The following is a 20,574-nucleotide window of genomic DNA, read 5'->3' on the forward strand; positions in this document are numbered from 1 at the left end:
TTTAATAGGAACAGTGGATTTACTCGGGAAATTAATTAGAGTTATTAACTAAATGTGCACCGGAAAACTGTCCTAAAATGCCAATAAATCTTGGGGCAAAGCATTCAAACCAGCAACAAATGATAACATATTATATTTTGAGAAAAAGGGGGAAGTCGAGTTGGATGTAATGATTATTATTATTTCACTAGGATTACTTATGTTTCTAGCATATCGGGGATTTTCCGTTATACTTTTTGCACCATTGTGCGCTTTGTTTGCTGTATTTTTAACGGATCCTGGACATGTTTTACCTTTCTTCTCTAATATATTTATGGTTAAGTTGGTCGAATTTGTTAAATTATATTTTCCGGTTTTTCTACTAGGTGCTATTTTTGGGAAATTGGTTGAAATAAGTGGTGTTGCAAAAAGCATAGCTAAAATTATTGTCCGTTTTATCGGAGCTAAACAAGCCATTCTAGCCATTGTGATAATGGGCGCAATCCTGACATATAGCGGAGTTAGTTTGTTTGTTGCAGTGTTTGCCATCTATCCATTTGCTGCTCAGCTGTTTCGCGAGGCTAATATTCCAAAGCGATTAATTCCTGCGACAATCGCAGTTAGTGCATTTACCTTTTCCATGGATTCACTTCCAGGTTCTCCACAAATTCAGAATGTCATTCCGACGGGATTCTTTAAAACTGACATCTATGCTGCACCGACATTGGGGATCATTGGGGCAATATTTATCATTTCGTTGAGCCTTTTATACTTAAATCATTGTCGACATAAGGCAGCTAGAAACGGTGAAGGGTATTTTGGAATTGGTGATAAAGCTATTGATAAGGAAGCTGCTGAAGCAGAAATGGCAGCCAGTTCTGCTATATCAGTGGAAACGACTAACAAGTTGGGAATGGATTCTGAAAAAGCTATAAGTAGAAAAGACTGGCTTGCTTTTATTCCGTTGGTGTTAGTCGGAGTGATGAATAAGTTTTTTACTGAGTCTTTTCCTCTTTGGTATGCCAAAGGATTCGATTTTGCTACGATTGGGTTAAAAGATTATGGTATTGTCGATATGTCTAAAGTTATTGGTGTCTGGTCTGTAGAGATGGCTCTTATTCTCGGAATAATAGCCATCGTCTTATTAAACTTTAAAGCTGTTAAATTAAATTTCAATACGAGTATTAATATAGGCATTAGTGGGGCATTGCTAGCAACCATGAATACGGCAACCGAATATGGCTTTGGAGGTGTGATTGCAGCTTTACCCGGCTTTACTGTGGTACAGGATTATCTCACTGGAATGTTTTCGAATCCTTTAATTAATGGGGCGATCATGACAAATGTTTTGTGTGGCATCACTGGATCAGGATCTGGTGGCATGAGCATTACGTTGAGTTTAATGGCGGATACGTATATACAAACTGCTGCTCATTTTGACATTCCGTTGGAAGTTTTACATCGTGTCATTTCTATGTCAGCAGGTGGATTTGATACTTTGCCACATAACGGAGCTATAATAACTCTTCTAGCTGTTACTGGACTCACACATCGCCAGGCATATAAAGACATTTTTGTTATTACCATTATAAAGACACTTGCTGTATTCTTTGTAATTGGTATATTCAGCTTGTTTGCAATCGTTTAACCATTTCCCGTTGAACATAGGAATATACATTTCTATTTCTAGCTTTAACCGCTATTTATTTGGAATAATATGTATCCTAAAGGAAAAAATTTTTATTCGTGTTGATTATAAGAAATAACACTAAATTATATAGTCTTTTAATATTTAATATCAGAATCTTCCGACTGATGATTCAATCACAAATAAAGGGGGATGAAGTAATGTTTAATAAATATTTTCATCAATATGAAATCGGAGAAACATGGATGTCGAAAGGACGTACTATAACCGAGGCTGATTTAGTAATGTTTTCTGCATTTAGCGGTGACTGGTTTCCTCTCCATACTGATAAGGAGTATGCAGCAAATACACAATTTAAGCAACGCATAGCCCACGGAATGCTTATACTTTCGGTTGCAACCGGCTTATTTCATTTTGAACCGGGAATCGTTGTTGCATTTTACGGTTTGGAGAAAGTTCGGTTTATAAACCCAACTTTTGTTGGGGACACGATACATGTAGAATTAAAGGTGATTGACCTTTTTGAAAAAGGCTATCAAGGTGTTGTGACAGTCATCCAAGAAATAAAAAAACAAACCGGAGAAACTGTAGCCATAGCCAACATGAAAATAATGGTCAATTCTGATGCCAATGTAAAAAAAATATAGTAGTCACTTGATTTATTAGGCGACAAACATAAAAATAATTGAAAAGGTAATACGAGCTTTGGACTACTATCACTATCATTAGTATAGTCAATCGAATTAGCTAATAGATAGAAGAGGAAATTCGGAGTAAATGTATTACACCAAAATTTAGCACTGAATATAAACGGGCGGTAGGAGGAAACGAAATAACATGTTGCGTTTTTAAGGCAAGCCTATAGACTGGTTTGCCTTTTTTAATGCCTCCAGCACTTATATTTATTCACATGGTTGTGACCGTTTGACTCCGTTCGTTTAGTCGTTTTGGCAATTTCACTGATGGTTTTACCTTCAAGATAAAGCAGCAGCATGTATCGTTCGAACATTCTTTTGCAATAGGAAAAAGCATGGCTTATCCTCATCATTCATTTGATTCGAAATCTGCGGCATTTTTTTTTGCCTTTATAAGGTTTTGTTTATTCTATATCCAATTTGGCGGAAAATAACTTTCAAGTTCTTAAATAGCAAGATTTTATATGAAATCCATAACAATGTTTGTCATAATAAGAAAGTAGGAAGGGGGGAACATCATGCTTCGATTATACGGGGCTTTAATCGGCCTTAGTTTGATATGGGGTTTATCGTTCGTTTTCATGAAGTGGCTGCTCCCGCCAGCGGGAATTTGGGGGATTGTGTTTCTCCGCTGTTTGGCGGGTGCTGTTGTTCTGCTTCCCATTTTATGGTGGAAGCGCAGTGAAATCAACTGGGGATTGCCATGGAAAGCGCTGGTTGTTGTCGGAATCTTCAATTGCGGATTAGCATGGGGTTTAATTGCTTTAAGTGAAACAGAGATTAACAGCAGCACGGCATCGATTCTTAATGCCACCACTCCGATCTGGACGGGGATCATCGGATTTATCATTTTTTCTTATGTTTTAACCGCCCGACAATGGATGGGCATTCTTATCGGTTTTTTCGGAATTCTAGTATTGATGGATTTTCAAGTCGGTCAGCTTTTCGGCAAGGAATTCATCGGGATCGGGACAATGCTGCTTGCATCCACCTGTTATGGTTTTGCCGGCCAATATACGAAAAGATTTCTTTCCAGTACCAGCATATTGGTCATTACTACGTTTACGCTGCTCACGGGTGCCTTTATCGGTTTGATAGGGATGTTAATAACAGGTCCGATTAAGCCAGTGATGTTGATGGACCCGCTAACGATTTTCTCCATAGTCGGTCTTGGATGCTTTGGCTCTGGGCTCGGCCAGCTGATCTATTTCTACATCAATAAAAATGGCAGCCCAGAGTTAGCCGCAACGGTTACATACCTTATTCCTGCAAGCGCTATGGTTTGGGGGTATGTCCTGCTTGGAGAAGCGATTAATCCTAATGTAATTATTGGCCTGCTGATTATTTTCGCAGGGGTTTATCTTTCTTCTAAAAAGTCAAAAGAAAAAGATGGTGCTAACTCTTCATCCGGAAAACAAGCGGAATTCCGTCATGTAAAATAAGAAACCAAAAAGAAATAGCCCTCACGTAAAGGTTTTGTCTTTACCTGGTGGGCTTTTGTATTGAAATACTGATTCTATTTTACAAACAATTGATTGATCGTCTTTGCCGCGAATTATATCTATAGACAGTAACCCCTTGGAATGGCATTTGCTTTAGAAAAGACATTCTGTTCCCATGATTCTTTCGAAAAACAATTAGATTCAATTGAAAATTGTCAAAATTTTTTAGAATTTATTTTGACTTTGAGATATATTAATTTGAGATAATGTGGTTGACAGCGAATTTTATTCATGTTAAATTATCTTTAAGTAAAGATATATTAATTCAAGATAATAATGAAACCTTATCCAATCCCTTTAATGAATAGCCACTCTTCTTGAAGGAAAAATATTGGGGATTAATTCAAAAGCTAAACATCCAAAAATTGAATCGTTTTAATGGGAGGAATAATTTATGAATGGATTAAAAGGTATACACCATGTAACGGCCATAACAAGCAGTGCAGAAAAGAACTATGAATTTTTCACAAATATATTAGGCATGCGTTTAGTCAAGAAAACAGTTAACCAAGATGATATCCAAACCTATCACCTGTTTTTTGCCGACGATGTTGGCGGTCCAGGTACTGACATGACATTCTTTGATTTTCCTGGTATTCCTAAAGGAGTGCATGGGACTAATGAGATTTCAAAAACATCCTTCCGTGTACCGAATGATGCGGCATTGGAGTATTGGGTTAAGCGATTCGACCGTTTGGAAGTAAAGAATACAGGGATCCAGGAACAGTTTGGTAAAAAGATCATTTCATTTGTGGATTTTGATGATCAGCAATATCAATTGATTTCCGATGAAAACAATCAAGGGGTTGCAGCGGGGATTCCTTGGCAAAAAGGACCGATTCCCCTGGAATATGCCATTACAGGATTAGGACCAATTTTCATTCGGATCGCCAACTTCGATTATTTTAAAGAAATGATGGAAAAAGTTCTATTATTCAAAGAAATAGACAAGGAAGGATCTTTTCACCTATTTGAAGTAGGGGAAGGTGGGAATGGTGCACAAGTGATTGTTGAGCATAATTCGATCCTTCCTCAGGCACGGCAGGGTTTTGGGACTGTTCACCATACAGCCTTCCGTGTTGAAGACCGTTCCGTTCTGGAAGAATGGATCAAACGAATGGAAAGCTTCCAATTCCATACGTCCGGTTATGTTGATCGTCACTTTTTTGAGTCGCTTTACGTACGAGTGGCGCCGCAAATATTATTCGAATTTGCCACGGATGGTCCTGGATTTATGGGGGATGAGCCGTATGAAACGCTTGGGGAAAAGTTATCTTTACCACCGTTCTTGGAACCGAAAAGGGATCAAATTGAAAAGTTGGTCCGTCCCATTGATACTGTAAGAAGCACCAAGGAATTCAATAAAGAATAATTGACAACCTTTAGCGAATGATATATTGGTTTATGCCCATACTAAAATAGGTAGAAATAATAAATGGAATAATCATTTGAAATAGAAAAAATGCTCTGGAGGAATGAATCATGACAAAAGATTTTTACACGGCGATTAAAGAGAGACGTTCATATTATGGAATCAATAAAGAGGTCCAAGTATCGGATGAGAAAATTAAAGATATTGTTGAATTTGCGGTAAAACACACGCCATCGGCTTTTAATTCCCAATCTTCCCGCCTTGTTGTTTTGACAGGCTCTGCCCATGATAAATTATGGGATATTACGACGCAGGCTTTAAGGAAGGCGGTTGGTGAGGGGGATTTCTCTGGCACTCAACAAAAAATGGATTCCTTTAAAGCGGGATATGGGTCAATATTATTCTTTGAAGATGAGTCTGTTGTGAAATCACTTCAAGAACAATTTGCAACGTATGCCGATAACTTCCCAATCTGGTCACAACAAACATCAGGCATGCATCAATTAGTTGTTTGGACTGCACTTGAATCAGAAGGATTGGGAGCAACTTTACAGCATTATAATCCACTAATAGATGATGATGTGAAAAAAGAATGGGATGTTCCGAGCAATTGGAAATTGATTGCGCAAATGCCATTTGGAAATCCAACATCTCAACCGGGTGATAAAGAATTCAAACCACTTGAGGAGCGTATAAAATTTTATAAATGAGTGAGATGCTAAATATCTCAACAGAGAGCCAACCCTGATTGGCTCTTTTTTTCGTTGTTCCGCGATATCTTGACAATGACAATGTCATATTATATATTTACGTCAGTCGATACTGACATAAGATTGATGATAGAGGGTATTTAAATGAATGGTAATAGAAAACAAGACACTTCTGATAAAATTATGATCGCTGCTATAGATCTTATGGCAGAAAGAGGATACAATGGCGTATCCACCCAAGAAATAGCTGATGCGGCGGGTTTAAGCGAAAAGACGCTATTTCGCCATTTCGGCAGCAAACAAAACCTTCTTGAAACCGCGTTTGACCGATTTCATTATGCTGAAGAGATGAGAAGCCTTTTTGAGGGGAAACTCGTTTTTGATTTGTCTCAGGATTTGCTTCTGATCAGTCGAAAGTATCATGAAATTATGAACCATAACCGAAAGCTGATTCAAATCGGAATGAAAGAGCAAGTTAATTTGCCTGGTTTACACGAAAAAATGCAAAAGCATCCTCAACAATTATTGATGATCTTATCCAATTATTTAAGGGGAATGTCGGAAAAAGGAAAAGTCATTCGGTCCAATCCTGAATTGCAAGCCTTATCATTTATGATGATGCATTTTGGTGCTTATATGAACGAGATAGAAACCAATGCAGACTTTCCAAGCATATCATTGGATGATTTTATCAAAGAGAGTGTCACCATATTCACTAGGGCTTTAACCCCTTAATATATTTTTAAGATATTCCTATATTAAAATCATTTTCCAAGTGCTTTTCCCAAAAAAGCAGAAGAATTCACAAAGGCTGGCCAAACTATATAAAAAACAAAGCAACAGGCAATCTTTTAGTTAAGAGAGCCTGTTGCTTTGCTGTTACCTGTCTTTGCAAAAGAAGGCTGGCGTGTTTTTACATTCATTCATTCATCCAACGGCTGTGGTGTGATTTTTTCCATCTTCATTATAATGAATCCACTCCAGGCAAACATTAAGGAAGCAATGTAAAAGATGCTGCCGATCGTTAAAAAGTCGACTAAATATCCGGTTGCAATCACCGCAGCTGCAGCACCGATGGATGTCCAAACATGGTAGTTTCCAATTTCCTCACCCGCCGTTTTCTTCGTAACATACCTTGCAAGTACCGTTTTTTCTGTGTTTTTTTGTACTGCCCCAAGTACCCCCATAATGATTTGCAGGAGATAGACATGCCAAATTTCATATGCCAGAGGAAAGGCAAGATGGATTAGTGCCATCCCCCATGAATAGAAAAGGAGAAATGCTTTGTCACCGGCTTTGTCAGTGAATTTTCCGATAAAAGGATAGCTTAGTGCTGCAGTCAATGAGAATATTCCATAAGCCCACCCGAATTGCGAATAACTGGTGCCTACATTTTTGATTAGCAAAATATAAAAAGGGAAAATCATGCTGGCAGCCATTCCAACAGTGCCTTGGTAAAAAACAAAACGTTTATAATTCATGGATGGTACTCCTCATAGAAAAGATTCATGAAGCGATTATCAGGATCATATTTCTTCTTTAATTGAAAGAATTCCTCAGTACGCGGATACGCTTCAAATAATTGTGTCTTGGTTGGATACCCATAATAGGGCAAATAGTAGCTGCCGTTATGGTCAAGCGTCACATCAATCATGTTTCGGATGACCCTTCCGGTATTTGCCTTACTTTCGTCATCAGTCCCTTGATTGATGAGCATTACAAGAGCGAACATATCATCCTTGGCATAGGACATGAGTGATTCTTCATTATGCTCCACATAACGTATTGTAATATTTAATAAGTTAAAATCTTTTTCATCAGATAAGGTTTTTCTTAAATCATCGATATAATCAGCAAATTGATCAATCGGAACGAAGTATTCTTGCAGTACTTCAGTTTTGGTGGGGTTGCTGTAATCCATAAAGGCTGAGTCCGACCGCATCACATTATTCCTCGAAACCAAGTTACCATCAATATTGGCCGTGTAGGTTTTTTGAGTTTCCCAAAACTTTTCTTTACCCCAGTCATTATAACGTGAGAGTCCAAGAAAGAATTTAGGCACGGCAATGATCGTTTCCCGTTTGAGAGTATTGTAGTTAGATAGCTGTGTTTGGTCATTTGCTCTATGATAATCAGTTACATACATTTCATCAAAATAGGAGTCAGGAGCCACAGATATTCTTGCAAGATGCATTTTAACATCATCGTTTTGAAGAACTTCTCTTTTAAAGTACGAAGTATATTCATCATAATGGAGTGATTTGGTTTTAATTTTATAAAGTTCGTCATCGGTAAGGTGGAGTGTTACATCGAGTATTACTCCAAACAAACCATACCCGCCAATAACCGAATGGAAGAGCTCCGAATTTTCTTCGCGGCTCACTGTTAGGATTTGGCCTTTTGCGTTAAGCAGCCTAAAAGATTCCACGGTTTCTATCAAGGCATGATGACGGATATCGCGGCCATGGACATTAACGCTCAATGAACCGCCAATGGTAAAAATGTTTTGAGATTGACTGACCTTCAGTGCAAGTCCATATGGGTTGATATATTCCTGGAGAGCAGCCCAGGTTGCTCCGCTTTGGACCGTGATGCGTTTTTCTTTTACATCTAAATCAAGTATTTTATCATAGTGCTTCATATCGAGCAGGATCCCATTTGGATATAATGTCTGACCTCCTTGGCTATGTTGCATACCGGCAATGGAAATGGGATCATCGTTTTTTTTTGCATCCAAAACGACCATTTTGATTGCTTCTTCACTATCTTCTGCCTTTATCGCTTTCATTTTAACTGGCATCAGACGGCTGATATCTTCTGCAATAGGGTGGTCAAGCTTGAAATTAAAAGCCTGCAGTGATAATCCAAATAATAGTGTATATAGGATGATAAAGAAAAATTGTTTCATGATATCTAGCTTTCGACTCCTCGTTTAATATGTCTGACACTCATTTGAATAATGAAAATGTATGAACTTATAGATTAATGGAGTTACCCTGACCATTCAGTGTGATTGAAAACGAACCCTTTGATTTATGTATTAGTTCTTCGTTTTCAGCCCATCAATGATTGTTTTGGTTAGCGGTATGGATAGCGATTCCAAGCTTTGTTCTGAGTTGTTTAATCCCCAATGATAGATGATTCCCATCAGGCTTTGGGTGATAAGTTGTGAAATTTCGTTAACTGATTGATCAGTGTCAATGGCGTTTTGTTCTTTCGCCTCTTCAACTAATGAACGAATAATTTGGAAGAGTGAGCGATTCGAATTTAAAAAATAAGTATGTTCTTTTGAATCTAAAGCGGAACTGTAAATCACTTTCATTAAATCTTTGCCCATTTCTTCTTCCAGAAAACGCATCAATTTGCGTATGAAAATAAACAATTTCTCGGTAGCGTCCATATCGACTGGGAACGAACGGAAGACTTCGCGATAGTAATCATCGACTTCTATGAATCTCGCTAAAAAAATGTCCGATTTCGCTGAAAAGTGTTGGTAAAATGACCCTTTTGATGTGCCGCTTTTTTTCACGATCTCGTCAACGGTAACTTTATCATAACCTTTTTCGCTAAATAGCTTTAAAGATATTTTTAAAATTTTTTCACGAGTCTTTTCTCCCCTAAGCTGTTTCTTTCTGGGTTCAATCATAAAAAACCTCCAAATGATAATTGACAGAATATTCCTGCTTAGTTTAATATCAGACTACAGTCTAGTTAACTGATTGGTGGTCTATTTAATCTAACGTAGATCATCAATAATCACAACGCTTTCTTAATTTCATTTTGTGTATTTGGAAAGCGCTTACAAAAATGTTGTTGGATTCAGTATATGTAAATGGAGGGAAGTGGTATCAGGATAAATTGTTGGTCCTATGAATGAACCAGAGTGTCGGGAAACAGGAGAAGAGATGTGCGGTAAACGAATTATTTTTTGGGAAATAGTAGCATGAAAAGGGAGGAAATAATCATGAATCATTCCATTGGCGAAATAGAGAAAAGAACGATCGGTAAAACGATGAAACGTATTCTTCCATTTATCTTGCTCCTATACATCATTGCTTACTTGGACAGGGTCAATTTAGGCTATGCTGCTTTACAAATGAATGCAGAATTAGCCTTATCCGCTGAAGTTTTTGGATTGCTATCAGGCATTTTTTTTATAGGCTATTTCTTCTTTGAAGTTCCAAGCAACATGATCATGCATAAAGTGGGAGCTCGGATATGGATTGCCCGTATAATGATTTCGTGGGGACTCGTGGTAATATTGACAGGTTTTGCGCAAACAACGATGCATTTATATATTCTCCGTTTTTTATTAGGTGTCGCCGAAGCTGGTTTTTTCCCAGGTATAATTTTGTATTTAACTTATTGGTTCAGGGCCCGCGAAAGAGGAAGGGCAACAGCGGTTTTACTTTTAGCCCTACCGATTGGCGGATTGATTGGTGCACCTGTGTCGACATGGATTCTTGACAATATTTCCTGGTTAGGTATGGCAGGCTGGAGATGGATGTTCATCCTTGAAGGCATTCCGGCCATTATGATCGGAATTGTTGTTGTTTTCTATTTAACTAATAGACCGACCAACGCTAAATGGTTATCTAAGGAAGAAAGTGAATGGTTAGAAGGGGAATTGAGTGCGGAAAGAAAGGTTAGTTCGAAAATAAATAAAGTCACTAAGCTTGATATGCTGAAAGATTTGAAAATCTGGAAGTTGGCCCTTTTTTATTTCGCAGGTTACACATCTATCTATGGATTGTCATTCTGGATGCCAACCATTATAAAATCTTTATCGGAAAATGCAACAACCAATTTAGAAATTGGCTGGTTAGCGATGATTCCATCATTGGTCGGAATACCTGCCATTATGTTTGTAGGCTGGAATTCAGATCGGACCAATGAACATAAATCACACTTGCTCGTTTGCCTCATGATAGCAGTTGTCGGATTTATCGGGTGCGGCTTTTCGGATAGTGTCTTTATGATGGTACTTATGTTAACGATCACATCTTTCGGGTTATACGGGTTCAGTGGATGTTTCTTTGCCTATATGACATTTTTCTTCACTGAGTCCACTGCGCCAGTTGGAATAGCCATAGTCAATTCATTTGCAGCTTTAGGCGGTTTTGTAGGACCGATGATTCTCGGAACTGTTGCATTTACTCAAGGGATGTTTATTTTATCCGGATTACTTATGATAGGAGTCATCACCCTATTATCATTAAAATTGACAAGTGCTTCAAATGAAAACATCGTAGAAGAAGTTAAAGTCAATATTAATCAATTATAAAGGTTCTAAATGTATTGAAGATTAAAAGTGACAATAATAGAAACATTATTGGAAATCATAACGTTTCCATGATGTTTCTTTTTATATTTGGCTCTTTTCGTAAAGATTGTTGTTTTTATAACGAAACGATTTAAGGTTGATTGGAGCGCAAGTGCGAGACTCCTGCGGGAGCAGCGGGACAGGTGACACCCCACAGGCGTTTACGCAGAGGAGGCTCACCGCCCGCCCCGTGGAAAGCGAGCAACTGGAGGGGAAATCAACCACACCGCTTTACTTGGTAAATAGCAACAACGTATGCGAAAACAGTCTTATATTTTCATATAGGAAATCCATATTGGGATGAAAATACCGGTTAAGCATGTCAAAATCCAATCTAAATCGAAGGTTCTGCCCAATAAGACTTGTTTGTGGTTTTCGGCGGGATTAGAATGGAGATGAGATACAAGTGCTTTTGAAAGACAGATTCCTTTTCTTAACAAGTACTGACTTCATATTTATTCATTACAGGAATAACAGCAGAAATGAGGTGATGATGTGGAAATTCATTTGGTGGCGAAAGATGAGATTGAGGCTCAAGGAATTCGTTGGATAGTGGAGTCCCACCTAACGGGAGTTAGACTGATCTTTTGGAAAACGATTGAAGAATTTGATAAGGGCATACGCAATCAGCATCCTGAATTCGTTATTTTGGATATGGATATTTGGACGGATGAAAGTGAGGCGATGGGTGTTTCGTTAAAGCGGAAGGGAATACGATGGTTAGGCATATCATCTGAGCGAATCTTTCAAACGGCTTATCGAGCCTTACGTTTTCGTGCTGAAGATGTTTTATTCCGCCCTTTTTCTTCGGCGGATTTGGTAAAACATATCCAACAATTGCGTTTTCAATTGAGAAATGGTCCAGGTCTTCTTTCGACAAACACCATGGATGGTGGGAATGCTTTGGATATTGGATATCCGGATTTTTTCTTGACAGACCGGAGGCATGAAAGCCGAATAACCATGGTCGCTTTTTTGACACCTGATAACAAGACCCTTCCTTTGGTTTATGATGAACTGCAACGATATTCTTTTACTGGGAAGAATCAAATCTTCGCTTTATCGGATTTTATTTTATGTGTCCAGGAAACGAATGAAAATGAGGTATATAAGGAAGAGTACCAAGCGTTCCTTGCCAACTGGAAAGAAAGAATGGATGAGCCCCTTGCCATCATAATAAAAGCGGCAACTTCAGATGAATCTTTAAAAAGGATGTATCAGCAAACACGTGAATTTACGAGACAAATCTTTTTCGATGGATACGATATCATTTTAGCCGAAAGTCAACAGACTTCGCCTCGAGAGATGGATCCATTCCTCACTCCCCTTGAACAAAGACTTTGGATAGAAATGCTCGAAAGGCGGGATGCAAAAGCCATCAGGAACTGGATTGAGCGTGAATTCCTTACTTTTGAACGACCATACCCCGACCCGGAAATCGTTCGTATCCGCCTTACAAGCGTACTCGCACAGATTCGTAGGCATATGAAATCATACGACCTGCAAAATGCTTCTCTAGAAGCAATATACTATGATGTATTTCAGCAAATTGTACATAAACCTGTCATCCATCAAATAGTAAAGGAGCTGCATGCGTTCACCACCCATATGCTTCTGCAAGACCATGGACAATTACAGGAAGGGGCACGCACACTTAGCGAAAAAGCAAGGGAGCTGATCGAGTCCAACTATTGGGACGCCCTGTGGAATCTAGCGAGTTGTGCAGATACTCTGCGTATCAATAAAAGCACACTTAGCCGTCGTTTTGCAGCTGAATCCGGCGAGTCTTTTCGAAATACTCTGCATCAAGTTCGAATTAGGGAAGCTAAACGTTTATTAAAGGAAACGGATTTATCACTGGAGGAAATCTCACAATTAGCCGGTTATTCACATCAAACTTATTTCAATGCCAAGTTCAAACTGCTTGAAGGTTGTACACCATCAGCATATCGGTCTGGATTATAAAAAAGGACGATTCAATAAATGAATCGTCCTTTTTTATTTAGGCTCTTTTCGTAAAGATTGTTGTTTTTAAAACGAAACGATTTACGGTTGATTGGAGCGGAAGTGCGAAACTCCTGCGGGAGCAGCGGGACAGGTGAGACCCCACAGGCGTTCACGCCGAGGAGGCTCACCGCCCGCCCCGCGGAAAGCGAGCATCTGGAGGGGAAATCAACCACACCGCTTTACTTGGTAAATAGCAACAAGTATGTGAAAACAGCCTTTATTTATTTCTTAACAATGTAATTCGTGAAATTAATCATAAAAAAATAAAGTTAACTACAAAAACATAAAATAAATTATAAAATAATCATTAAACTATAATTAATTATTCTGAATTTTTCTTATAGAATGAATATATAACAAAAACAAGGGGGAAATGAAAAATGAACACGATTACAAACAAGGTTATCCGTTATACTGGAACAGAATTGCATACTAAAGGATGGCAACAAGAAGCAGTGCTTAGAATGCTTATGAATAATTTGGATCCTGAAGTTGCTGAACGTCCAGAAGATTTGGTGGTATACGGAGGGATTGGGAAAGCAGCTCGTAACTGGGAATGCTTTGATGCAATCGTCAAATCACTAAAAGAGCTTGAAGAAGATGAAACTTTACTTGTCCAATCAGGGAAACCGGTGGCCATTTTTAAAACGCATTCGGATGCACCACGTGTCCTGCTTGCAAATTCAAATATCGTGCCTGCATACGCGAACTGGGAAACATTCCATGAACTTGATAAAAAGGGATTGATGATGTATGGGCAGATGACAGCAGGCAGCTGGATATATATCGGATCTCAAGGGATCGTACAAGGTACATACGAGACCTTTGCGGAGCTTGCAAAACAACATTTCAATAACTCGTTAAAAGGCACCATTACACTAACGGCAGGTTTAGGCGGAATGGGAGGGGCACAGCCGCTGGCAGTTACGATGAACGGTGGTGTCTGTATCGGGATCGATGTAGATGAGACGAGAATTGACAGGAGAATTGAGACTCGTTATACCGATGTGAAAACGGATTCATTGGATGAAGCCATTCGTTTAGCCAATGAAGCTAAACTTGCAGGGAAAGCATTATCGATTGGTTTGATTGGGAATGCTTCAGATATTCTACCGGAAATGATCGCAAGGAACTTCATCCCTGATGTCTTGACGGATCAGACTTCGGCCCATGATCCGCTAAATGGATATACTCCTTCAGGCCTGTCAATGGTGGAAGCGGCAGAATTACGAAATTCGGATCCAGAAAAGTATATTGAACTCTCTAAAGCTTCAATGGCCAATCATGTTAGAGCGATGCTTGAAATGATGGAAAAAGGAGCCGTGACGTTTGATTATGGCAACAATATCCGTCAAGTTGCGAAAGATGAAGGGGTAGAGAATGCTTTTGACTTCCCGGGATTCGTTCCAGCTTATATCCGTCCACAATTTTGTGAAGGTAAAGGTCCATTCCGCTGGGTGGCTTTATCTGGGGATCCAGAAGATATTTATAAAACAGACCAAGCCATTTTACGCGAATTCGCTGATAATGAACATTTATGTAACTGGATCAGAATGGCTCAAGAAAAAATTCAGTTCCAAGGTCTGCCTTCCCGCATATGCTGGCTTGGTTATGGGGAGCGCGCCCGTTTTGGAAAAATCCTCAATGATATGGTTGCAAGCGGTGAATTGAAGGCCCCGATTGTAATTGGGCGTGACCATTTGGATTCTGGCTCTGTCGCATCGCCGAATCGTGAAACGGAAGCAATGAAGGATGGTTCCGATGTTGTGGCTGACTGGCCGATCTTAAATGCAATGGTGAATGCTGTGGGCGGTGCAACTTGGGTTTCCGTACATCATGGCGGCGGCGTAGGAATGGGTTACTCCATGCATGCAGGCGTTGTAATTGTGGCAGACGGCACAAAAGAAGCAGCAGCCAGGATTGAGCGAGTGTTGACAACTGACCCTGGGATGGGTGTAGTGCGTCATGTTGACGCAGGATATGAACTGGCAGAGGAAACAGCACGTGAAAGAGGTATTAATATCCCGATGCTTGATAAAGGAATTGATAAATAATGACAAAACCAATTTGGATAAAACATGCCGCTCAACTTGCAACCCTTACCTCTGATAGGAAAGGTCCTCGTTCCAAAGAGGCAATGTCAGAGCTTGGGTTGATTGAAGATGGAAGTATATGGATGGAATCTGGTTTGATCCAAGCGATCGGTACGACCAAAGTATTGGAAGAACTCTATGCAGATAGAATGCATGAAGCTGAAGTCTTTGATGCAACTGGCCATTTGGTGACGCCTGGGCTAGTTGACCCACATACGCATGTTGTATATGGCGGGAGTCGGGAACGTGAATTTGAAATGCGTCTGGAAGGCGCAACATATATGGACATTATGAACGCAGGTGGGGGCATTCATGCTACCACCCGCATGACAAGGGAAGCAAGTGAAGAAGAATTGATGGAGCAAACCATGCGACGACTTGATTCGTTTCTCGCTCATGGTGTGACTACAGTAGAAGGTAAAAGCGGTTATGGAATGAATTTGGAAACCGAATTGAAACAGTTGCGGGTGATGAAGAAGTTACAGGAAGAGCATCCGATTGATCTGGTTCCCACTTTTATGGGTGCCCATGCGGTTCCAAAGGATTACAAAGGCCGTGAGGATGAATTTGTCGATCATCTGATTAATGATATGCTTCCAATCGTCTCTGAAGAAAAGCTTGCAGAATTCAATGATGTCTTTTGTGAAAAGGGGGTTTTTACCCCTGAACAATCAGAGCGGATTTTAAATGCGGGGAAAAAGTACGGCTTGATCCCTAAAATTCATGCTGATGAAATTGAGCCATACGGTGGAGCTGAATTAGCTGCGAAGATAGGAGCCATTTCAGCTGAGCATTTGTTAAAAGCTTCCGATGAGGGGATTACTGCTATGGCGAAATCAGGCACCATTGCCTGTTTGCTTCCAGCTACCGCCTTGTATTTACGAGAAGAAGCGGCCCCTGGACGACGAATGGTTGATGAAGGTGTGGCTGTTGCCATTTCGACCGATTGCAATCCCGGTTCTTCACCGACGACATCCATGCCGCTTGTCATGAATCTGGCATGCATTTCGATGCGGCTTACCCCTGCAGAAGCTCTGACGGCAGCGACATACAATGCTGCTTGTGCAATCAACAGGCAAGAAAGGGTCGGATCGCTTGAAGTCGGAAAACAAGCGGATGTCGTTTTATGGAATGTTGAAAACTATCAGGAGTTGCAATATCTATTTGGAGTCAATCACGTTAAGTCTGTTTGGAAAAATGGTGTGCAAGTAGTGAATGATAAAGTGAAGACTGATTCCAAAAGCCTGACTGGTCTATAAAATTCACTAAAAGAAGAGAGGCTATACCCATCGACCCATCATTAGGTTGACCGGATCTCTCATGAAACGCCCATTTAATGAACTTCAATCTATGTATCAGGAGCCTCTTTATATCCGCTGGAATTTTGGCGGATGTAAAAAGGCTTTGATACGTACAGCATAATCTAACAGTATTCCGAGTTGCCAAAGCAAGAAATGTATCTGATATTTCAGTTGCACTGGTATACATGCTTCTACCTATGGTGGATTGCCTGCTGATGGGTTTTTTAATATTTTACTAGAATTTGGCCAGTATCCGATTGTCATGCAAGTTGATTTTTTCTGCCTTGATCAGAGCTTCTCTATGGGGGTCGAAACAGTCAAGACCAGGGTATATTCATGGCTGTATAATGCAGACTAGATTTAGGGTTTTAAGATAACTGTTTTTATGTTTTAAAATCAGTCAGTATTGCTGCTCTCTAACAAACATCAAGGAGTGATTACATGTTGAGAAATAACTATCGTTATTTTATCATTTTTATGATCATTGTTATTACAATCATAAATTATATTGATAGAGGTGCACTTTCATATGCCCAAGCTGAAATAATCAAGGAGTTCAATTTAGATCCAGAAAGTTGGGGGGCGATCCTGGGTTATTTTGGATATGGATATATATTCGGTGCATTATTTGGTGGGGCTTTAGCAGATAAGAAAGGTCCTAAATTCATGTGGATCATTGCCGGAACGACATGGTCTTTTTTTGAAATTGGGACAATATTCGCAGGTCACATAGGTGCAGCATTATTTGGAGGCTCTGCCTTGGCAGGATTTGCGGTGTTTCGTGTATTATTTGGTTTAGCTGAAGGACCTACATTATCAACGATGAACAAAACGATGGCAAACTGGGTATCTCCTAAAGAAAAAGGATTTGCTGTAGCGCTTGGATTAGTTGGAACGCCAATTGGGGCATTAATTACTGCACCCGTCGTAGTAGGTCTTCTAACATTCACTAACTGGAAAGTAACATTTGTTATTCTCGGTATATTAGGCTTTATTTGGGTAGCAATTTGGAACAAGGTATTTACAAACTTACCTGAAGATCATCCAAAAGTCTCGAAAACCGAGCTAGAAGAAATTCGAAGAGCAGATATTTTAATAAAAGGTGAGACGAAATTAGACGAGCAAATAAATGTACCATGGTACCATTTTTTTAAAAACCCTACGTTAGTATTTAATGCAATTGGATATTTTGCCTTTTTATATGTAAATATTTTATTACTTACATGGACACCCAAATATCTGCAAGATGAATTTAATTATTCACTTTCTTCTCTTTCATATATTGGTATGATTCCCTGGATAGGAGCTATTATCACTGGATTATTAGGTGGTAAAATCTCGGATATATTACGTAGAAAAACAGGGAATTTACGTATTGCTAGATCTTGGTTCACAGTAGTCTCCTTATTTTGTACAGCTGTATGTTTTATGTTGATTCCAACTGTCGATAGTGCGGCGGCCGTACTTGCTTTAATGTGTATAGGAAATGCCTTTAATTATTTACCGAATTCCATTTATTGGATCGTGGTTCTGGATACAGAACCGAATAAAGCTGGAACATTTGGCGGGGTAACTCATTTCATTGCCAATCTGGCTACCATTATTGCCCCTACCTTGACAGGAAGTCTTGTCGCCATATATGGATATAATGCCATGTTTATTGCAGCATCAATAGCCGTCACGATTGGCATGATAGCCATGGTTTTCGTGAAGCCTGGCAAACGAGGAAACTCATCGGAAACCACCAAAAATATGGTTAGCTAAGATAAGTCATATATGGATTTATATTGATTACGGATTATGTATTTCACTTTCAGAAGAAATTTACAAGAGGAGCATCCGATGCCTGAATGGCTTTTAAGAATCACTAAAATAGATAAGGGCTTGATTTTCCATTTCAGCAGATGAATTGGGCTTTTAGAAGTATTTATCCACATGTAATGGTGTTGAATAGTAGGATGGTGTTTTATCATCCTACCCATTGGCAGCGTTCAATGCTTTACTGCTTTACAGTGAAATTAAATGAAAGCGCGTTTCAGGAAATCGGGAAATTAATCTTCCATGTGGAGGGAATTTTATGTGGGTAATCACTATCCATTCGAAAAATGGCATAAAAATGTTTGAGTTTACCACAGAAAAGGAAGCTAGGGAAAAATTTGAGGGAATAGAAGGCTGTAAAATCCTTAGTGAAGTCATTTATTTCAATGATAAACAATTGATCGAATCCTAAAACTATATGTTCCATAATGAAATAGAAATTAAATAGTATAATGGTTGAAATAAATCATAAAAAGATTACTATTTCATAATATTCTTTGCTGAATTTTAGTTCTAGTCTTAACCATAAAATGAAAACTACCTGTAAGTACTAGATGTCTAACATGCATGCAGGTGTACATTCCTTGTTGGGAAGGTCAGTAAAATGTCATTATTTAGTGTGTACTGAAATCCATTCATTTAATTTCAGGTTCAATACCGGAGTATGGCAGCAAAATTTTTTTCGATCCATAAATCTGATAAATCAAAAAATGGAGGGAATTCTTTGAACGAACAAAAATACACTATAGACGATGCCCCATTTAACAAGTTTCATTTTCGAATTGCAGGCCTTACATTCGGTTCAAGCTTCTGTGATGGCTATTCACTTGGGATCATCGCGATGGCCCTTACAGTATTCGGGCCTCAAATGAATATGAATGCGATGTGGACAGGACTGATCGGCAGTTCTGCTTTAATCGGTCTCTTTGCAGGATCTTTAATACTTGGAAGACTTTCCGATCGTGTAGGCAGACAGAAAATCTTTCTCGTAAACTTTTTACTTATTACGGTAGCTACTATTTTACAATTTTTTGTCAGCAGTCCAGAACAGCTTTTTATTTTACGGTTGCTAATCGGTTTTGGACTTGGAGGAGATTACGCTGTCGGTACAACTTTACTCGCCGAGTTTTCACCAAAAAAGTATCGCTCCTCGCTCCTCGCGTCCATAAACGTAGTATGGACGCTTGGATATGTAGCATCAAACTTTGTTGGTCATTACCTGGGACAGGGTGGTTCAGACTCATGGCGTTGGATGCTTGTCAGTGCTGCCATTCCAGCTATAGTGGTTTTAATCTTAAGAATAGGAACGCCCGAATCACCAAGATGGCTTGTCAGCATGGGACGTGTCGAAGAAGCTCGCCAGATTGTAAAAAAACACCTTGGACCGAACGTTGAAATGGGAGAAATGACGACTGGCACTGAAAACCAAAAGACATTAGGATTTCGTGGACTTTTCAGTAAAAAGCTTCGTAAGCGCATGGCTTTTGGTGGAATATTCAAATTAACTCTTGTTATTCCGTACTTTGCTATTTACACTTTCCTGCCGTCCATACTAAGTACAATGGGTTTTGAACAAAACTTTTTTGCCGATACGATGCTGAATCTATTCTTGCTTGTTGGGGCAATTGTTGGTCTTTGGTTGCTTGCAAAATTTTCTCGTAGAGGATTTACCATCGGGGCATTTACAATCCTTACAGTTTCATTGTTTTCACTCAGCTTCTTACACAATAGTTCTCAATTCTTAATGTTGATTGCCTTTTTGATCTTTACTTTTTTCATGTCAGCAGCATCGAACCTTACATTAGTATACCCAGCCGAGCTTTTTCCAACTGAGATTCGTGGATCGGGAATAGGTATGGTTACGGCAATTAGTCGAATTGGTTCTGCGATTGGAACATTTCTGCTGCCTGTTTCTTTAAGTTCATTTGGATTAGGTGCCTCAATGGCAGGAATGGCAGCCATTCTGCTGGTCGGATTGATCGTATCGATCGCTTGGGCACCTGAGACAAAATCGCTTTCACTTAATGATGCCAGTAATCCTTTACTTGAAGCGGGGCACCTTCCGAAGGAAACCGATATTCCCTTTACAAAAAATGAAAAAATAACATAAGATTAAAAGCAAATAA

Annotated in this window: 16 protein-coding genes; 13 read left to right on the forward strand and 3 right to left on the reverse strand. The window is 39.3% G+C overall.

Annotation, left to right across the window (positions count from 1 at the left end; all coding sequences use genetic code 11):
• Positions 1-160 precede the first annotated feature (160 nt).
• From BW986_RS16800 to BW986_RS16825, 6 genes are all read left to right on the forward strand, one after another.
• Positions 161-1,627, forward strand: coding sequence for a GntP family permease (locus BW986_RS16800; protein ID WP_076368989.1), 1,467 nt, complete (start codon positions 161-163; stop codon positions 1,625-1,627).
• 200 nt (positions 1,628-1,827) lie between these two features.
• A complete protein-coding gene (locus BW986_RS16805) occupies positions 1,828-2,274 on the forward strand; it encodes a MaoC/PaaZ C-terminal domain-containing protein (RefSeq protein WP_076368990.1) in 447 nt (148 codons plus the stop codon).
• A 566-nt stretch (positions 2,275-2,840) separates the two neighbouring features.
• A complete protein-coding gene (locus tag BW986_RS16810; protein ID WP_076368991.1) occupies positions 2,841-3,764 on the forward strand; it encodes a DMT family transporter in 924 nt (307 codons plus the stop codon).
• A gap of 454 nt (positions 3,765-4,218) precedes the next feature.
• Entirely contained in the window at positions 4,219-5,196 is a 978-nt protein-coding gene (locus tag BW986_RS16815; RefSeq protein WP_076368992.1) for a ring-cleaving dioxygenase, read from the forward strand.
• 110 nt (positions 5,197-5,306) lie between these two features.
• The gene (locus BW986_RS16820) at positions 5,307-5,906 is read left to right on the forward strand and encodes a nitroreductase family protein (RefSeq protein ID WP_076368993.1); all 600 of its coding nucleotides are present in this window, start codon (positions 5,307-5,309) and stop codon (positions 5,904-5,906) included.
• A 144-nt stretch (positions 5,907-6,050) separates the two neighbouring features.
• Positions 6,051-6,641 carry a TetR/AcrR family transcriptional regulator gene (locus BW986_RS16825; RefSeq protein ID WP_076368994.1) on the forward strand — a complete coding sequence of 197 codons (591 nt, stop codon included), beginning with the start codon at positions 6,051-6,053 and terminating at the stop codon, positions 6,639-6,641.
• Positions 6,642-6,829: 188 nt separating this feature from the next.
• Here BW986_RS16825 and BW986_RS16830 read toward each other — a convergent pair whose 3' ends face one another.
• The 3 genes from BW986_RS16830 to BW986_RS16840 all read right to left on the reverse strand — a co-directional run bounded on the left by BW986_RS16830 (position 6,830) and on the right by BW986_RS16840 (position 9,552).
• Positions 6,830-7,387, reverse strand: coding sequence for an MFS transporter (locus BW986_RS16830; protein WP_076368995.1), 558 nt, complete (start codon positions 7,385-7,387; stop codon positions 6,830-6,832).
• Positions 7,384-8,814 (reverse strand): FAD-binding oxidoreductase, encoded by a 1,431-nt coding sequence (locus tag BW986_RS16835; protein WP_076368996.1) that lies wholly within the window; start codon positions 8,812-8,814, stop codon positions 7,384-7,386. Before BW986_RS16835 ends, BW986_RS16830 begins: the two co-directional genes overlap by 4 nt.
• 132 nt (positions 8,815-8,946) lie before the next feature.
• The gene (locus tag BW986_RS16840) at positions 8,947-9,552 is read right to left on the reverse strand and encodes a TetR/AcrR family transcriptional regulator (RefSeq protein ID WP_076368997.1); all 606 of its coding nucleotides are present in this window, start codon (positions 9,550-9,552) and stop codon (positions 8,947-8,949) included.
• A 318-nt stretch (positions 9,553-9,870) separates the two neighbouring features.
• Between BW986_RS16840 and BW986_RS16845 the strand changes: the two genes are divergently transcribed.
• From BW986_RS16845 to BW986_RS16875, 7 genes are all read left to right on the forward strand, one after another.
• The gene (locus BW986_RS16845; RefSeq protein WP_076368998.1) at positions 9,871-11,190 is read left to right on the forward strand and encodes an MFS transporter; all 1,320 of its coding nucleotides are present in this window, start codon (positions 9,871-9,873) and stop codon (positions 11,188-11,190) included.
• 534 nt (positions 11,191-11,724) lie between these two features.
• Positions 11,725-13,194, forward strand: coding sequence for a helix-turn-helix transcriptional regulator (locus BW986_RS16850; protein ID WP_076368999.1), 1,470 nt, complete (start codon positions 11,725-11,727; stop codon positions 13,192-13,194).
• Between the two features lie 422 nt (positions 13,195-13,616).
• Complete coding sequence (gene hutU, locus BW986_RS16860) at positions 13,617-15,290, forward strand: urocanate hydratase (protein ID WP_076369001.1); 1,674 nt, start codon at positions 13,617-13,619, stop codon at positions 15,288-15,290.
• Positions 15,290-16,588 carry an imidazolonepropionase gene (hutI, locus tag BW986_RS16865; protein WP_076369002.1) on the forward strand — a complete coding sequence of 433 codons (1,299 nt, stop codon included), beginning with the start codon at positions 15,290-15,292 and terminating at the stop codon, positions 16,586-16,588. The genes hutU and hutI overlap by 1 nt, the downstream gene beginning before the upstream one ends.
• A gap of 483 nt (positions 16,589-17,071) precedes the next feature.
• Entirely contained in the window at positions 17,072-18,394 is a 1,323-nt protein-coding gene (locus BW986_RS16870) for an MFS transporter (protein WP_076369003.1), read from the forward strand.
• A gap of 313 nt (positions 18,395-18,707) precedes the next feature.
• Entirely contained in the window at positions 18,708-18,860 is a 153-nt protein-coding gene (locus BW986_RS30285; protein ID WP_179086097.1) for a hypothetical protein, read from the forward strand.
• 312 nt (positions 18,861-19,172) lie between these two features.
• Positions 19,173-20,558 (forward strand): MFS transporter, encoded by a 1,386-nt coding sequence (locus tag BW986_RS16875; RefSeq protein WP_076369074.1) that lies wholly within the window; start codon positions 19,173-19,175, stop codon positions 20,556-20,558.
• The last annotated feature ends 16 nt before the right edge of the window (positions 20,559-20,574 follow it).

Origin of the sequence: Peribacillus simplex (genome assembly GCF_900156045.1) — a bacterium.
Lineage (GTDB): Bacteria > Bacillota > Bacilli > Bacillales > DSM-1321 > Peribacillus > Peribacillus simplex_D.